This is a genomic window from Aurantimicrobium sp. (assembly GCF_036667855.1).
Classification (GTDB): Bacteria; Actinomycetota; Actinomycetes; order Actinomycetales; family Microbacteriaceae; genus Aurantimicrobium.
Genome location: NZ_JAVWTF010000004.1, coordinates 4,266 through 20,775 on the forward strand (window position 1 = coordinate 4,266; position 16,510 = coordinate 20,775).

Genomic DNA, 16,510 nt, shown 5'->3' on the forward strand with positions numbered 1-16,510 from the left:
GCAAACTTAGAAACGGCTCCCTATTAGAACTCCAACTTTTGGGGTTCAGTTCAATGCGGGGCTTTCCTTATGTGTAGAAGCAATTACTGTGCAGCTGGCAGGCTCACAGTGAACATGGTCTTACCGGGTTCACTCGTCACCGTCACTGTTCCATGGTGGGCCTGAACAACAGCATTGACAATGGCCAAGCCCAGTCCGGTGCTTCCGGTTGCACGCGTGCGGGAAGCGTCTCCTCGAGTGAAACGTTCGAACAACTCCGGCATCTGTTCTTGAGGGATACCAGGACCGTTATCAATCACCTTGAGCAGAACATTCTCGTCGTGCTTTTCCAGCACCACCTGAACTGTGGAGCCAGCAGGTGTGTGAACCCTGGCATTCGCCAACAGGTTCACCACGACCTGGTGCAAGCGAGCCTGGTCACCGATGACTTCGAGAGGTTCTTCGGGAAGTTCCATATCCCAGGTGTGATCCGGTCCGGCAGCGTGAGCATCGCTCACAGCGTCGACAATGATGCGGGAGAGATCAACCGGGCTGTTCTGGAGTTCACGGCCTTCGTCCAGGCGAGCTAAGAGTAAGAGATCTTCGACCAACCCGGTCATGCGGGTTGCTTCAGATTCGATGCGGTTCAGTGAGTGACGAACATCCTCGGGGAGCTCGGCACCACTGCGCCTGGTGAGTTCGGCATAGCCGCGAATAGAGGCCAGGGGCGTGCGCAGTTCGTGGCTGGCATCCGCCACGAAGCGGCGCACCTTCTCTTCGCTGGCTTGGCGGGCAGCGAAGGCACGAGAGATGTGACCGAGCATGTGGTTGAAGGCAGAGCCCACACGACCCACCTCGGTGCGGGGATCGGTGTCGTCTTCACTGACACGTTCCGCTAAATCAACATCACCCTTATCGAGGGGAAGCTCAGCAACGCGAGTTGCTGAATCTGCAACACGATCGAGCGGGCGCAATTCGTAACGAATGAGCAAACGACCAGCAATGATGACCGCTCCCACACCAAATGCGGTCACCAACAAGATGACGGTAATGAGTTGAGCACTGGCTGCATTGACTTCGGTCATCGGCAGAGCAATCACGAGCTTGGCATCGCCTGTGGTGTTGACCGCTATCGCGCGGTAGTCCTGGGACCCCTTGACGTGAATAGTGCTGGGCTCGCGGCTAACTTTCACCGTAGTGAAGTTCGAAATATCTCCGACATCGACCAGGCGAACTTCACCGCGGTCGTTCAAAATGCCAGCCGTGGTGGAGCCATTAGCGGCGACAATGGCGACGAGAGTTCCTGCAGCCTGACCGGGCGCCAACAAGGCATTGTTGGGGCGGTCATCGTGATCGTTATCACCATCGTTGTGGCCTGGGCGAACCGGAATACCGTCGGTGACGGCTTCCGTAGTTCGGATCACCGCACTGTTGAGCTGCGTGTCCAGTCGATCAACCAGGAAGGAGCGCAGCGACAACACACTGACGACACCAATCAGGGCCGCGGCAACCACTAAAAGAGCTGCCATTGTCACCGTGAGGCGGCGACGCAGCGTCCAGGGAGCGCGGGTGACTTTCGACATTATTCAGCCGGCTTGATCATGTAGCCAGCACCGCGAACGGTGTGCAGCATGGGCGAACCTTCGGCGTCAATCTTCTTGCGCAGGTAGGAGATGTAGATCTCCACGACTGAGCTCTTTCCACCAAAGTCGTAGTCCCAGACGCGGTCCAAAATTTGGCTCTTGCTCACCACGCGGCGAGGGTTACGCATGAGATAGCGCAGCAACTCAAACTCGGTTGCGGTCAGTTCAATGAGGCGACCAGCGCGGCGAACCTCGTGGCTGTCTTCATCCAGCTCGAGATCTCCCACAACTAGCACAGGGCTTTCGTTGGCATCCACGGTGAGGGTGGAGCGACGAATCAGTCCACGCAGTCGTGCCACAACTTCTTCCAAGCTAAAGGGCTTGGTCACATAGTCGTCACCGCCGGCGGTGAGACCGGCAATACGGTCATCGAGGGCATCCTTGGCGGTCAAGAATAGGACGGGAACATCATTGCCATCTGCGCGGAGGCGTTGAAGAACCTGGAGGCCGTCGATGTCAGGAAGCATGATGTCGAGAACGATCGCATCGGGGCGGAAATCACGCGCAGTGGCGATGGCGGATGAGCCATCGGCTGCGGTCTTGATTTCCCAGCCTTCATAACGCAAAGCCATCTGTAGTAGGTCGGTCAGCGAGGTTTCGTCGTCCACAACGAGGACACGGATGGGGGAACCATCGGCACGAGTGAGGCGGATGGGGGCTTGGGCAGTAGTTTCGTTCACATGATGAGTATGACGAAGTTTCCTATGAGAATCCTATGAACTGCCTAAGAAGGCTATGAATGTTCTGAGAGTGCGTCACTGCGGCGAGCGCACACACCGATGTCCGCAGGACAAGCCAGAATAGAGCTCGTGAGTTCAGCAGCTAACGTGGCCCAGATGCCCGAGACGAAGCCTCAGGCGGCCGAGCCTCACATTGCGTATCTCTCACGCATGGTCACCGATGGTTCGGATGAGGCCGCCTGGCTTCGTGCCCGCTCTCGTGGCATTACCGCAACGGATGTGGCCAAGCTCAACAGCGTGAACGCCATTCCCACTGCAGCCTTGGAAAAACTTCGCGGATCCAGCTTTACCGGAAACGTCTACACCGACCACGGCAAGGCCCGTGAACCGGTGATTGCGGCCTGGGTGAAAGAGAACTTCTCCATCGAACCCAGCTCTGCCTTGTTCCACTCGGAAGCAGAATCTCGTCACCTTGCCACGCCCGATGGCATTGGTGTGGTGGAGGAAACCCTCATTCTTGCTGAGATCAAAACCAGCCAAAAGCCCTTCGAAGGTGTCCCTGCTGGATATCTGCGTCAGGTCTACTGGCAGCAATACGTGCTCGGTGCTGAGCGCACCTTGTTCGTGTGGGAACAGCACGAAAACTTTGTGCCCGTCTCGGACACCCCCAAGCACATCTGGATAGAGCGCGATGAGCGCGCAATCCGCGATCTCGTCTATCTCGCAAACGGGCTCATTGGTGAGCTTCACCGCCTGACGAACTAAGGAACCACCATGGCACTACCTGAGATCCCCACCCTTGTCGGTGACTATGTTCGCTTAGAACCTTTGAGCCACGAACATGCGGCTGACCTCTCTATTGCCAGCGATGACGGCAAGCTGCACGAGCTGTGGTACACCTGGGTTCCTGACGCTGCCGGCATGACTGCCGAGATTGACCGCCGTCTCGGCCTCTATGAGCAGGGCACCATGATGCCGTTCGCCACTATTGATGTGGAGTCGGGTAAAGCCATTGGCATGACCACCTTCATGAACATGAAGCTCGAAAACTTCAAGGTCGAGATCGGGTCCACCTGGATGGCGGCCAGCTATCAGGGAACCGCTATCAACCCCGAAGCCAAGCTCCTTATGCTCAGCTATGCCTTCGACGTACTGGAATGCAACGCTGTTGAGCTGCGCACCCATGAGAAAAATGCGCAGTCTCGCGCTGCTATTGAAAAGCTGGGTGCCAAACTCGATGGCATGCTGCGCAATGACATGGTCATGGGCAATGGCACCCTGCGCAACACTGCGGTCTACTCCATCACCAAGGACGAGTGGCCTGGCGTGCATGACGGTCTCATTGCCCGCCTCGATGATCTCGAGCAGGCAGAAGAGGCCTAAAAACTAGCCTCGGTTATACGAACCGAGCGCCTCCACCAATGCCTCGTTGGCTTCAGGGGATCCCACTGAAATACGGATTCCAGTGCCGCTAAAGGCCCGACCAATGATGCCGCGGCTCATCAGGTGAGCTTGAAGGGCGTCGGTTTCTTCCCCTGCTGCAAGCCACACAAAGTTGGCCTGCGACGCAGGAGCGTCCCAGTCGGTTGTGGCGAGGTAAGCCTCAAGCTTGGCGCGCTCTTCGAGAAGAACATCAATGCGTGCCTGTAGTTCTGGCTCTGCCAACAGCGATGCCACACCGGCAGCCTGAGCAATGTCAGTCACGCCAAAGGGCAAAGCGACTTTGGCAAGACCTTCCATCACCTCGGGGCGTGCAACGGTGTAACCAAGACGCAGAGCGGCAAGGCCATAGGCCTTGGAGAAGGTGTGAAGAACTGCAACGTTGGGGAACTCGCGGTAGAGCTCCAAACCACGGGCAGCATCAGGATCGTTCTGGAAGTGAACGTACGCTTCGTCGATGACAACGAGAACGTGCGGGGGAACCTGTGCAAGGAATGCTCGCAGTTCTTCATGTCCCACGGCTGTTCCGGTGGGGTTGTTGGGCGTGCAAATGAAGATGACTTTGGTGGCAGGGGTAATCGCCGCGAGCATCGCGGGAAGATCATGACGGTGATCAGCAGTGAGAGGAACTTCCACCGGAGTAGCCCCGGCACCGCGCACCAAGATGGGATATGCCTCGAAGGAACGCCAGGCATACATCACTTCGTCCCCGTGTCCAGCGAAGGCACGAATGAGCTGACCGGCAACTTCTACAGACCCCGTGCCAAAAGCGAGTTCTGATTCCTTCACACCCAGACGCTGGGCCAAAGCTGCCGTGAGCTCAGGTGCTGCCATGTTGGGATAGCGGTGCATCGTGGATGCAGCATCCGTAATTGCTTGGATGACCGAGGGAAGGGGCGGGTAAGGGTTCTCGTTCGACGAGAGTTTGTACACCGGACCATCCCAGCCGTCCACGGTGGACTTCCCTGGCTTATAGGCAGGGATGTTCTCGATGTGGGCAGGCTGCTTAATCACAGTTCAACGATACCGGTGATAGTTACCGGCTCTTCTGCGTATCGAGAGGGAAAGTTAGATGCTGGGGTTTGACCCTAGGTCGGCGACGAGGGTTCCCCCGTTGAAGGTTGTGCCAACCTCACGGAAGTAGCCACCCAGGATTTTCTCAACAGGCAAGATTGAGCCCAGCTCGTCCCACTGCGAATCTCCGAGAGTCAACTCTGCGGTTCCGCCCCAGGCCTGACCGAGGTCAAGGTCAACGCCACCCATTGTGATGAGTTGGTCAAGAGAGTTACCAGCACCTGGAGTGATCGATGGAACCCAGCGGTTGTGAAGCATCTTGTGACCGTTGACGAAACCGTTGCTTTCGACGGGACCGGTCAGGGTCACCTTTGCTGAAGCGAGACGGTGGTCATAAGCAGCCAGGCTTGCACCGAACTTGGCGCCTGCTTCGAGGGTGGGGGTTGCCTTACCTCGGTTGTATACGCGAGTGGAGTGCATAGATCCCAGCTTCTTGGGGTAGCCCTGGAACCAGCCTCGAGCCATAGCGAAGTCTTTGGTAACCCAGATCGCGACGCAGCGACTGTAGGTGACGCCCTCGTACTTGCAGCGGACAACCACGAAGGTCTCCATGTACTGCGAGCGATCGGGATCGAGCAGTTCTTCGAAGTCGTCAGAGCAGGACTGCCAGTCGGCCCAGATCAGTGCCACAGCACCGGGCTCTTCGTCGGCAAGCTCGAGCTCGGGAGGGAGGATGGCGCGCACGTTGGCAGGATCGGTCAGGTACTCAACAGTGAGCAGTGTTCCGGAATAGTGCCAGGGCATCTCGGGGATGATGGCGCTTTTACCTGTGGGGGTCTTGGGGGCAAGGAAGCCTTTAAGTTCACTCATGACATAAGAGTTTATAGGTCATTCGTATCCAAACAAACATAAATTCGTAACAAGTTGTTTACAGAAAATATTCCATATTCTTTGCCCAAAAGTTATAGTCTGAACTTGACGTAGCCACTGCTTTATTGGCAATGTTGAAACATCGTTTCTATCCAAACGATTTATGAACTCAATGAGGAGATCAAATAATGTCATCCACTCAGACAACTGAGGACGGAAAACTTAGCAAGGGCCGTCTCGGCGTTGCGGGTATCGTCTTCTTCGTTGTAGCTGCATCGGCCCCTATGGCCGGTATGACTGGTGTTGTTCCAGTAGCTACTGTCCTAGGAAACGGAGCAGCCGTACCTGGTGCATACGTTTTCGTAGGTCTTATCCTGCTCCTGTTCAGCGTGGGCTTCACCGCGATGAGCCACAAGGTCACCAACGCAGGTGCGTTCTTTGCATACGTAGGTAAGGGCCTTGGCGTCAACATGGGTGTGGGCTCGGCCTTCGTCTCCATCTTGGCTTACCTCACAGTGCAGCTTGCTGTCTTCGGATTCTTCGGCGCGATGATGAACATTACTTTCGCCAGCTTGGGTCTTGACATCAACTGGTTCATCTGGTGCGTCATTGGATGGCTAGCTGTCACTTTCCTCTCGCTCATGAGTGTTGAGGTGGGTGCAAAGTTCCTTGGTGTTCTCACCACGCTTGAAGTTGTGTCCATGTTCATCGTTGCTGTCGCAATCCTCGCAAACGGTGGCCCTGAAGGCCTCAACTTCCAGGCAAGCTTCGATCCTTCACTGGTATTCGCTGGAGGCTTCACCGGTACCGCTGGTATTGCTATCGCCTTCGCTTTCGCTTCCTTCATTGGTTTCGAATCAACCGCTATCTATGGTGAAGAAGCAAAGGACCCCAAGAAGGCTGTGCGTCGTGCAACCTACTGGGCAGTTGGAATCATCGCTGGTCTGTTTGCAATCGTGAGCTTCGCCATGATGACCGGTATGGGTGCCTCTGAAGCAATCAACCAGACACTCGAGCGTTCAAGTGTTGACGGAAACCCGCTAGTTGACCCAGCTGCAGTTCTGTTCTCTCTTGCCTCTGAGTACGTTGGTCCCTGGATGGCTCAGCTCATGGGAATCCTGGTTATCACCAGCCTCTTCGCAGGTCTGCTTGCTTTCCAGAACGCAGCCTCTCGCTACTTCTTCGCAATGGCACGTGGTGGTGTTCTTCCAGCTCGTCTGGCAAACACTAACCGCCGCGGGGCTCCTGCTGGTGGCGTATGGACCACTTCGATCATCACTTTGATCGTGATGGGTCTGTTTGCAATCTTCGCTCTCGACCCCGTACTCAACCTGTTCTACTGGATGAGCACCGTCGCCGTTCTTGCAATCGTTCTCGTCGAGATCTTCGTCAGCATTGCTGTGATCGCGTACTTCATGAAGAACGAAGGCGCTAACGTCTGGCAAGGCAAGATTGCTCCCGCACTGGCAGCAATTGGTATGGCTTTGGCAATGTACCTCGTCGTCGCTCGCTTCAACCTGCTTGCAGGAACGGTTGCAGACGGCGTCGACCCCACACTGCCTGAGAGCGCATTCGCACTGAGCCCACTTGGTTGGTTCCTCGTTGCGCTGCCCCTCATTTTCCTTGTCATCGGATTGATCAGTGGAGTGGTCAACAAGAAGGAAAACAAGTCACTGACAGAGGACATCCTGTCCTAATCAAAAGTAAGTACTGGGGCGCTCACCTGAATATGGTGGGCGCCCCTTCTTTATGTGCAGGCTCATGGCCGCGGAATGCACGAAGGCCCTCGCAGAGCGAGGGCCTTCGTGCTTATTGTTCTTATAGCTTGATATAGGTGGTCTTCAACTCGGTGTACTTCTCGAGTGCGTGACGTGACTTGTCGCGACCATTACCGCTCATCTTAAAACCGCCAAAGGGAACCGTGAGGTCACCTTCTTCATAGCAGTTGACCCACACGGTTCCAGCACGAATCTGACGAGCTAGGCGGTGGACCTTGGAAACGTTAGCAGTCCAGAGACCAGCAGCGAGACCATAGTCAGAATTGTTGGCCACACGAATGGCTTCCTCATCGTCCTTGACGGTGGTAACCGACAACACTGGGCCAAAGATCTCTTCTTGAGCCAGGGCAGAGTCAGGGTTCACGTTGATGAACATCGTGGGTTCGTAATAGGCGCCGCCAGCTAGAGGGGCACTGAGCTCGACGGAGTGACCTCCCAAAGCCAGTGTGGAACCATCTGCAATACCGCGATCCACGTGAGCCTGTACCTCAGCACGGCGTGAAGAGGAGGCCAGTGGCCCCATCTTGGTTGAAGGGTCGAAAGGATCTCCAGGCTTGTAGTTCTCAGCAGCCTTGATGACGCCAGCGATGACCTCATCGGCAACATCCTGGTGAACTATCAACCGCGAAGGAGCTGTACACATCTGGCCTGTATTGAAGAAGATTCCCCAGGCGGCTGTGTCGATGGCAGTTTGCAGATCTGGTGCATCCGGAAGGATGATGTTCGGTGACTTGCCCCCTAGCTCCAGCCACACGCGCTTGAGATTCGACTGCGCTGCATATTCCATATAGGCACGGCCCACTTCGGTGGAACCGGTGAATGCCAGTGAATCAATAGCGTGGTGCAGACCGAGTCCCTTGCCAATGACAGATCCACGTCCAGGCAATACGTTGAAGACACCCGCAGGAATACCAGCCTCAAGAGCCAACTCGGCGATACGAACAGCAGTGAGTGGAGTGAGGTCGGCAGGCTTGTGCACGACGGTGCAGCCCACTGCAAGAGCGGGAGCAATCTTCCACGCTGACAATGTCAGCGGGAAGTTCCACGGCGTCACGACTGCCACAACACCCACAGGTTCACGGGTAATCAGTGCGAGGTCGTCCTCACCTACGGGCGAGATCTCATCGAGTTCTTTATCTGCCATCTCGGCATACCAGCGGTAGGTGTTGATCAGTGCTCGAAGCTCAATGCCCCAGGCATCGGCAATGGGCTTGCCCATTTCGATGCTGAGCATGGTTGCCAACTCAGTGCGGTGCTGTTCCATCAACGCCACCCATGCCAGCATGAGCTCCTTGCGTTGCTTCGGAGCCATGCGAGGCCAGGGACCTTCATCAAAGGCACGACGAGCTGCACTGACCGCCATCTCGAGTTCATCTGAAGTTGCGTAGGGAACCTGCGTGACGGTGGAACCATCACGAGGGGTGACCAGTGCAACATAAGAATCATCTCGGGCGGCTTGAGGCTTGCCATCGATGATCATGGCCTCAGGCCACTTAATGGTGTTGGCGTAGTCGGTCCATTCCTGAACTGATTTCGTGGGGAAGTTCACGTGCTGTCCTTTGATTGAAGAGAAAAGTTAGGCGACGGTCAGGACCACGCGACCGCGGATTTCACCGCGGCGCAGACGGTCCAACGCTTCTTGCGCATCATCAAGAGGCATGGTTTCGACAAGGTGCTTAACACCCTGCGTGCGGACGAACTCAAGAAGCTCCTTGAGTTCTTCCAAGCTTCCCCAGATGCTGGTAGTCAGCACTGCTTCACTGGGGATGACACCGACACCGAACTCGAGGCGGCCACCAGCGAGACCCACAACAACCAGAATGCCCTGGCGGTTGACAGCCCCTGCAGCTGCTTCCATGGTGGGCTTGGCGCCCACAAAATCGATGATGGCGTCATACTTCACACCTTCTGGCAATTGCTTGAGCGCGTGATCTGCGCCGAGTTCCTTGGCAGCGGCGAGCTTGTCGTCCGCCATGTCCAGGACGGTTAGTTCAACATTGGCCAGTTTCTTCATGAACTGGATGGCGAACTGGCCCAAACCTCCGGCACCAATAATGACTGCCTTGGCCCCGGGAACATTGAGGTGAGGCATGGTGCGCTTAACGGCACGGAAAGCGGTAAGACCACCACAAGCCAACGGTGCTGTAGTTGCAGGGTCAAGATCACCGATGGGAATCAAGTAATCACGGCTGGGTACTCGCATGTATTCGGAGTAGCCACCGTCATCGACCACACCTGCTTCGTGACTGTTGGCGCAGATCATTTCAAGACCTGCGTTGCACTGGCGGCAATCAGGCTTTCGGCACCCCCAGGGTGCATAAAGAAGAACGCGACCCAGCTCGGCATGTTCACCCACAACTTCGTGACCGAGGACTAACGGAAGTGGTCCACCGAAGTGTCCATCTGCGACGTGAATGTCTGAGTGGCACACACCACAGGCAATGACTTTGATGATTTCTTCGCCTGGTGCCGTGGCGACGGGAATCTCTCGTTCTTCCAGTACTAATGGCTTGTTTGCTTCAACCAATACCAGCGTTTTCACGAGACCTCCACAGTGAGAAAGTCCGGCAATAGTTGCCGGAGAAGTAACCCTCGGTTACTCTATATATTGTATATCCGTTTACTGGATATGTAACTCAAAGATGAGGAACCATGGCATCACACACTGCTTCTGCCCCCGCCACGATGGCTGACTGCGCCAAGATCATCGAGCAAAACAAGATCCATACCGTCGAGTGCATCTTCACCGACACATGGGGAATGCCTCGAGGTAAGCGCCTTCCGGTAGAGCAGTTCCTTTCTGGTGCAGGCTTTGCCATCTCTGGTGTCGCATTCTCCTGGAACTTCCGTTCCGACGTGGAAGCAACCCCCTGGTTTGAACGCGACATGGGCGCCCCTGACATGAAGGCAGTGCCTGACCTGCAGTCCTTCCGCATTGCGGGCTGGGAAGACGGCATGGCCACCGTCATGTGCGACATGGTCGATGGCCACACCGGAGAGCCCGTCACCATGGACGGCCGCGGAATGCTGAAGAAGACTCTGGCGTCATTCCTGGAGCTTGGCTACAAGGTCGACATGGCCACTGAGTTGGAGTTCCACCTCTTCAACGATGACTGGACCCCCATCTCGGACCAGGCCTACTGCTACTCCATGGACCGTGCAGATGAACTCGAGGCTGTCATTGGTGGCATCCGTCACGCTCTCGAGCGCTCGGGTATTGAAGTTGAGGCTTCCAACGTCGAATATGGTCCCTCTCAGATTGAGATCAACCTCAAGTACGACAACGCTCTGACCATGGTGGATAAGACCATCTTGTTCCGCCACATTGTGCGGCGCGTCGCACGACAAAACAATTTGCACGCCACCTTCATGGCCAAGCCAATTAACGGTGGTGCCGGTTCGGGAATGCACGTTCACATGAGCGTCACCGATAAGAACGGTAAGAACCTCTTCGCTGCGAAAGACTCAGACCACCCCGTTCACTCTAATTTGATGCGCAAGGTTCTCGCTGGAATCCTTCAGCACAACCTCGAGCTGCAAATTATTGCCCAGCCCACTCAGAATGACTACAAGCGCATCGTGGACTACTCGTTCTCCCCCACTCAAGTCTGTTGGGGGCTCGATAACCGGCTTGTTGGCGTTCGCTGCATCACCGATGCGGGACCTGGCACGCGTATTGAAGTTCGCTGGGCTGCGGCTGACTCCAACCCCTATCTTGTAGCTCAGGGCTACCTCCAGGCCGCCCTCGATGGCATCAAGAATGACTACCCGCTGATCCCGCAGTCCATCGGTGACGTTCACCTGGATGAGAGCTTGGTTCGTTTTGCCACCAGCATGCGTGACTCGTTAGCAAACTTCTCATCCAGTGACTGGACGCTCGAATGCTTCGGTAAAGATTTCGTAGAAAACTTCACTGTGATGCAGCAGAACGAAATGGCTGCATTTGCCGCCTGGGTTACCGACTGGGAAACCCAGCGTTACCGCGACGTCATCTAACTAAAGGAACATTCGTGTCCAAGACAATCCTGCTCATCACGCATGAGGAAACCGTCGCATCCGACTATGGATACGTCGCGAGTTATCTGACTGAACTTGGCCACACCGTGCTTCACCACGAAGTGCTCAAGGCGACCCCTGAACATGATGGTTTCCTCGAAGCAAATACCGATTTCCCCTCACTTGAGGGAATCGACTCCGTCATCATGTTCGGTTCTTTCACTCACGCCTACAACCCCAACACTCGCGTGTGGGTTGAGCTAGAGATTGACTTCATCCGCGCTGTTCGCGAGCGAGGAACTCCCTATCTCGGAATATGCTTTGGCGCCCAGCTTCTGGCAGAAGTATTGGGCGGCCGAACCATCAAAGCAGAGCGTATGGAGGTGGGCATGATCAATTTCGACACTTTCGAAGGATGCCCCACAGCTCCTGGCCCCTGGTTCTCGTGGCACAACGACATCGTTGAGCTACCTGAAGATGTAGAAGTTCTTGCCCGCAATGAGATTGCCCCTCAAGTGTTCCGTGCTGGAAACTCTCTAGGTGTTCAATTCCACCCCGAAGTCACTACTGAACTCATGAATGAGTGGCTGCGGGTGGGCGGAGATGAACTCACCGGAAACTTCACCGCAGAAGAGTTTCGTCAGGAATGGGATGCCAAGGGTAAATATGCCCAAGCTCACGGCCGGGAACTCATTGACTGGTTCCTCACGGTCGAACCAGTCTCCGTGTAGTTCACAAGAAAACCCCCGCCGGATTACGGCGGGGGTTTTCTGTTGCCTTCAGGCGTTGGAGGTGCTTAGAAGGTTTCTTTGCGCTTCATCGTGAAGTAACGAATCTCTTGGTATTCCTCGAGGCCTTCCGCTCCACCTTCGCGACCGGTTCCTGATGCCTTCACACCACCGAAGGGTGCCGCAATGTTGGAGAGCAAACCATTATTGATACCAACCATGCCGGTCTCGAGGGCTTCGGCAACGTTGATGGCGCGGTCGAGGTTTTCCGTGAACACGAACGCAGCAAGACCGAACTCAGTGTCATTAGCTTTCGCAATAACTTCTTCTTGAGTCTTAAAGCGCGTGATTGCGGCAACGGGACCAAATATTTCCGTGGTGGCAATGTCTGCATTCGCAGGAACATTGTCGAGAACCGTGGGCTCGAAGAAGTGACCTTCATGATCAGGCGCCTTTCCACCGGTGCGGAGAGTTGCACCCTTAGCGACAGCGTCGTTGACCAGGTGAGTGAGGCGCGCAACAGCACGGTCATCGATAACGGGACCGAGGTCTACATCCTTGTTCATGGCATTACCCAGTTTGAATGCAGCCATCTTGGCGGTGAAGCCGTCAATGAAAGCATCGGCGATGCCTTCTTGAACAAACATGCGGTTGGCGGCTACACAGGTCTGTCCACCATTACGCATCTTGGCCAGGATTGCTCCCTCAATGGCGCGATCAAGATCTGCATCATCAAAGACGATGAGGGGAGCATTACCGCCGAGCTCCATCGAGCTCTTGACGATGTTCTTGGCAGCCAGTTCCATGAGTGTGCTACCCACGGGAGTGGATCCAGTAAAGGAAATCTTGCGCACGCGCTGGTCAGCCAACAGGGTTGAGCTAAAGCCAGGAGCGTCAGTTGTGGTGATGACCTGGACCAGGTCCTCGGGGACACCTGCCTGAATCATGAGATCCAAAACAACCACAGTGGTCAACGGGGTGAGATTGGCAGGCTTGACCACACACGCACAACCTGCAGCGAGCGCGGGAGCAATCTTGCGCGTTGCCATCGCCATGGGGAAGTTCCATGGGGCAATCAGCACGGCATTACCTACTGGTGCACGACGAACCAGGATGGTCGCGTCCCCTGCCGGCGAATCACGATAGAGACCCTGAGCACGCAGTGCCTCTTCTGCAAACCAACGAACATAGTCAGCGGAGTACTGAACTTCGGCATAACCTTCAGACAGCGGCTTGCCCATCTCACGGGAGATGACGTAGGCAAGGGTGTCCTTGTTCTCAATCAACTTGGCATAGACCGCGTGCAGAATGTCCGAACGGTGACGTGGACTCTTCTTTGCCCATTGCTTACCCGCGGCATCGGCCTTGGTCAGGGCCTGCAGAGCATGCTCGGGAGTGTGATCTGGCAGGGTGCCAATGACCTTCTCCGTTGCAGGGTCAATGACATCGAAGCTGGTGTTGCTTGGCAACAGTCGAGAGACATTGATGCTGGCAAGAGCCTTCTCTGATGCTGCGAGAAGATCAGCGTCTGGGGTGAAGTACGACATTGTGCTTACCTTTTCTTAGAGTCCACCGCGAGCAATGAGCTGCGCTGCAATCACGTTCTTTTGAATCTCGTTGGTGCCCTCTCCCACAATCATGAGTGGAGCATCACGGAAGTAACGTTCAACATCGTATTCGGTTGAGTAGCCATACCCACCGTGAATACGGATGGCGTTGAGGGCAATCTCCATGGCGACCTCGGAGGCGAACAGCTTGGCCATTCCTGCTTCCATGTCACAGCGTTCGCCGCTTTCATACTTTTCAGCAGCAAAGAGAGTGAGCTGACGAGCAGCGGTGAGCTTGGTTGCCATGTCTGCAAGGTAGTTACCAATGGACTGGTGCTTCCAAATGGCCTTGCCGAAGGTTTCACGCTCTTGTGAGTACTTGATGGAATCTTCCAGAGCAGCGGCAGCGACACCGAGTGAGCGGGCAGCGACCTGAATACGTCCGACCTCGAGTCCCTTCATGAACTGGGCAAAGCCCTTGCCGGGTTCCCCACCCAAAATCTGGGCTGCAGGAGTGCGGTAGTCATCAAATGAAATCTCACAAGACTCCACACCCTTGTAACCAAGCTTGGGGAGGTCGCGAGAAATGTTCATGCCCTCACCTGGTTCAACCAGGATGATGGACATTCCGCTATGACGAGGCTCAGCGTTGGGGTCTGTCTTGGCAAGAAGTGCAATCAGGCCGGAGCGACGAGCGTTGGAGATCCAGGTCTTCGAACCGCTAATAACGAGGTCATCTCCGTCTGCGCGAGCAACGGTAGAGATGGCTTGGAGGTCCGAACCACCACTGGGCTCAGTCAGGGCCATGGTGGCACGCAGTTCACCGGTAGCCATCAGGGGAAGATACTTGCTTTTCTGCTCTTCGGTGCCATACATGGTCAGCAGCTTGGCCACAACGGTGTGACCACCCATGGCGCCTGAAAGGCTCATCCAACCGCGAGCAAGCTCTTCTGTGACCTGAACATAGGCAGGCATGGAGATGGGCAGACCGTCATACTCCTCGGGAACGGCGAGGCCGTAGATTCCCATCTCTTTCATCTGTTCAATCCACGCCTCGGGGTACTCATTGGCGTGCTCAACTTCATTGACGGTGGGCTTCACATCACGATCAATAAATGCTCGGACAGTGTCGACGAGCATCTGTTCTTCTTCGGTGAGAGAGGTAGTCATAAAAACAAAATATATCATATTGACAGTGCTCGGCAAGGCTATAGGGAATATTATGTAAGAAGCACACTCGCCCGGAATTCCGGGCTTCTTCCCGGTGTGTGAGACGAGGAGCACTGCTGATAATGAACGCACGAATTCGCCCCGTTCGCCCTCAGTTGGGTGACGAAGCAGCTTCGTTCTTGCGTGACCAGATCACATCTGGCACTCTCGCCGCTGGCGCCCCTGTCCGCCCTGAGACGGTGGCAGATGAGCTCGGTATCTCGACAACTCCTGCTCGCGAAGCACTCCAAGCACTCCGTGCTGAAGGATTCCTTGATCTTGCTCCTCGCCGCGGATTCACGGTTGCCAAAGTAGACGGCAACGACGTCCGAGACATGTTCTTGGTTCAGTCCATGGTGGCCGGGGAGCTTGCAGCACGTGCCGCATCCAAGGCAACTCCAGAAACTATTGCTGCCCTGGATGAGATCCACACCGAGCTCACCGCAGCCGCAAACCGTGGGGACCTGGCTTCCCTCGAAGAGCTCAACCACGCTTTCCACCGCGAAATTAACCTCGCAGCTGATGCCCCGCGTCTGGCCTGGGTTATCAAGCTTGTTTCCCGTTATGCCCCTCGTCGCTTCTATGCCTCGATCAACGGCTGGCCCGAAACCACCGTTCACGACCACACCGGATTGCTCGAAGCTATCCGTGCAGGAGACGCAGAACGCGCTCGCACGGAGATGACCGAGCACGTGCGTCACGCTGGCGAGCAGCTTGCCAGCCACATCGACGCCCGCATCGCAGCTCAGGGCTAACTCGTAACACCCCTGGATGACTGACTACTAGCGCTTTCTTCACTTTGGTATATAATATTTTCTGTTACTCGGTGAGAGGAAAACAGTAGTGAAAATCGTCGTTTTGATGAAGCAGGTGCCCGACACCTGGGGCGAGCGCAAGCTCGATACCACCACAGGCTGGGTTGACCGCGTGGGCGGTGACAATGTCATTGATGAAATCAATGAGCGTGCCCTCGAAGTAGCTCTCTCCTATAAAGACAGTGACAAGTCTGCAGAAGTCATCGTGATGACCATGGCACCAGGCGATGTCAGTGATTCGCTGAAGAAAGCACTCGCCATGGGCTGCGACTCCGCCATCCACATCCAAGATAATGGCCTGGCAGGTGCAGACGCCGGCATGACCGCAGCAACACTGGCCGCGGCGCTTCGTGATCTCAACGCCGACCTCATCGTCGCCGGTAATGAATCAACAGATGGTCGCGGTGGAATTGTTCCCTCCATGATTGCTGAGCACCTGGGCCTCCCCCACCTCGGCATGTTGGGTTCCATCGACATATCAGGATCTGCTGTATCTGGCGTTCGCCTCATTGAAGAAGGAACTCAGAACGTCCACGCCAACCTTCCCGCCGTCATCTCCGTCAACGAGAGCAACCCCGACGCCCGCTTCCCCAGCTTCAAGGGCATCATGGGCGCCAAGAAGAAGCCCGTGGTCACTCAGTCACTCGCTGACCTGGGCGTGAGCGCACCCGCAGGTTCCACCGTGATTCTCAGCACAAGCGTCCGTCCTGCTCGCGCCGCAGGTACCAAGATCACCGATGACGGAACAGCGGGAGAACAACTTGCTGACTTCCTCGTCTCGAACCGACTCATCTAGAAGGAACAGGTACAG

At 55.7% G+C, this 16,510-nt stretch carries 15 protein-coding genes; 7 read left to right on the forward strand and 8 right to left on the reverse strand.

The features are described from left to right. Positions 1–83: 83 nt before the first annotated feature. Entirely contained in the window at positions 84–1,562 is a 1,479-nt protein-coding gene (locus RR877_RS02210) for an ATP-binding protein (RefSeq protein ID WP_332627650.1), read from the reverse strand. Then, on the reverse strand, positions 1,562–2,302 hold the full coding sequence (locus RR877_RS02215) for a response regulator transcription factor (RefSeq protein ID WP_280805399.1): 741 nt from the start codon (positions 2,300–2,302) through the stop codon (positions 1,562–1,564). Before RR877_RS02215 ends, RR877_RS02210 begins: the two co-directional genes overlap by 1 nt. A gap of 129 nt (positions 2,303–2,431) precedes the next feature. On the opposite strand from RR877_RS02215, the gene RR877_RS02220 reads away from it, so the two are divergent. After that, positions 2,432–3,067 (forward strand): YqaJ viral recombinase family protein, encoded by a 636-nt coding sequence (locus RR877_RS02220; RefSeq protein ID WP_332618791.1) that lies wholly within the window; start codon positions 2,432–2,434, stop codon positions 3,065–3,067. Positions 3,068–3,076: 9 nt separating this feature from the next. Further along, complete coding sequence (locus tag RR877_RS02225; protein WP_332627652.1) at positions 3,077–3,685, forward strand: GNAT family protein; 609 nt, start codon at positions 3,077–3,079, stop codon at positions 3,683–3,685. A 3-nt stretch (positions 3,686–3,688) separates the two neighbouring features. On the opposite strand, the gene hisC is transcribed toward RR877_RS02225, so the two are convergent. Together hisC and RR877_RS02235 are read right to left on the reverse strand one after the other, a co-directional pair. Continuing rightward, a complete protein-coding gene (hisC, locus tag RR877_RS02230; RefSeq protein ID WP_332627654.1) occupies positions 3,689–4,756 on the reverse strand; it encodes a histidinol-phosphate transaminase in 1,068 nt (355 codons plus the stop codon). A gap of 54 nt (positions 4,757–4,810) precedes the next feature. Continuing rightward, entirely contained in the window at positions 4,811–5,626 is an 816-nt protein-coding gene (locus RR877_RS02235; protein ID WP_280805397.1) for an acetoacetate decarboxylase family protein, read from the reverse strand. A 188-nt stretch (positions 5,627–5,814) separates the two neighbouring features. Here RR877_RS02235 and RR877_RS02240 point away from each other — a divergent pair, with 188 nt between their 5' ends. Continuing rightward, positions 5,815–7,323, forward strand: coding sequence for an APC family permease (locus RR877_RS02240; protein ID WP_332550737.1), 1,509 nt, complete (start codon positions 5,815–5,817; stop codon positions 7,321–7,323). 121 nt (positions 7,324–7,444) lie between these two features. Here RR877_RS02240 and RR877_RS02245 read toward each other — a convergent pair whose 3' ends face one another. Together RR877_RS02245 and RR877_RS02250 are read right to left on the reverse strand one after the other, a co-directional pair. Further along, positions 7,445–8,953, reverse strand: a complete 1,509-nt coding sequence (locus tag RR877_RS02245) for an aldehyde dehydrogenase (RefSeq protein WP_332550736.1) — start codon at positions 8,951–8,953, stop codon at positions 7,445–7,447. Between the two features lie 27 nt (positions 8,954–8,980). After that, on the reverse strand, positions 8,981–9,946 hold the full coding sequence (locus tag RR877_RS02250) for an alcohol dehydrogenase catalytic domain-containing protein (protein ID WP_332550735.1): 966 nt from the start codon (positions 9,944–9,946) through the stop codon (positions 8,981–8,983). A 110-nt stretch (positions 9,947–10,056) separates the two neighbouring features. Between RR877_RS02250 and RR877_RS02255 the strand changes: the two genes are divergently transcribed. Together RR877_RS02255 and RR877_RS02260 are read left to right on the forward strand one after the other, a co-directional pair. Beyond that, positions 10,057–11,400 (forward strand): glutamine synthetase family protein, encoded by a 1,344-nt coding sequence (locus tag RR877_RS02255; protein WP_332550734.1) that lies wholly within the window; start codon positions 10,057–10,059, stop codon positions 11,398–11,400. A 14-nt stretch (positions 11,401–11,414) separates the two neighbouring features. After that, the gene (locus RR877_RS02260) at positions 11,415–12,131 is read left to right on the forward strand and encodes a gamma-glutamyl-gamma-aminobutyrate hydrolase family protein (RefSeq protein ID WP_332550733.1); all 717 of its coding nucleotides are present in this window, start codon (positions 11,415–11,417) and stop codon (positions 12,129–12,131) included. Between the two features lie 65 nt (positions 12,132–12,196). Here the strand turns inward: RR877_RS02260 and RR877_RS02265 are convergent, their stop codons facing one another. After that, positions 12,197–13,675 carry an NAD-dependent succinate-semialdehyde dehydrogenase gene (locus RR877_RS02265; RefSeq protein ID WP_332550732.1) on the reverse strand — a complete coding sequence of 493 codons (1,479 nt, stop codon included), beginning with the start codon at positions 13,673–13,675 and terminating at the stop codon, positions 12,197–12,199. Between the two features lie 15 nt (positions 13,676–13,690). Next, positions 13,691–14,845: an acyl-CoA dehydrogenase family protein gene (locus RR877_RS02270; protein ID WP_280804492.1), complete on the reverse strand. Its 1,155-nt coding sequence runs from the start codon at positions 14,843–14,845 to the stop codon at positions 13,691–13,693. Positions 14,846–14,967: 122 nt separating this feature from the next. Here RR877_RS02270 and RR877_RS02275 point away from each other — a divergent pair, with 122 nt between their 5' ends. Beyond that, positions 14,968–15,639 carry a GntR family transcriptional regulator gene (locus RR877_RS02275; RefSeq protein WP_280804493.1) on the forward strand — a complete coding sequence of 224 codons (672 nt, stop codon included), beginning with the start codon at positions 14,968–14,970 and terminating at the stop codon, positions 15,637–15,639. A gap of 88 nt (positions 15,640–15,727) precedes the next feature. After that, positions 15,728–16,495, forward strand: coding sequence for an electron transfer flavoprotein subunit beta/FixA family protein (locus RR877_RS02280; protein ID WP_332550731.1), 768 nt, complete (start codon positions 15,728–15,730; stop codon positions 16,493–16,495). Positions 16,496–16,510 lie beyond the last annotated feature (15 nt).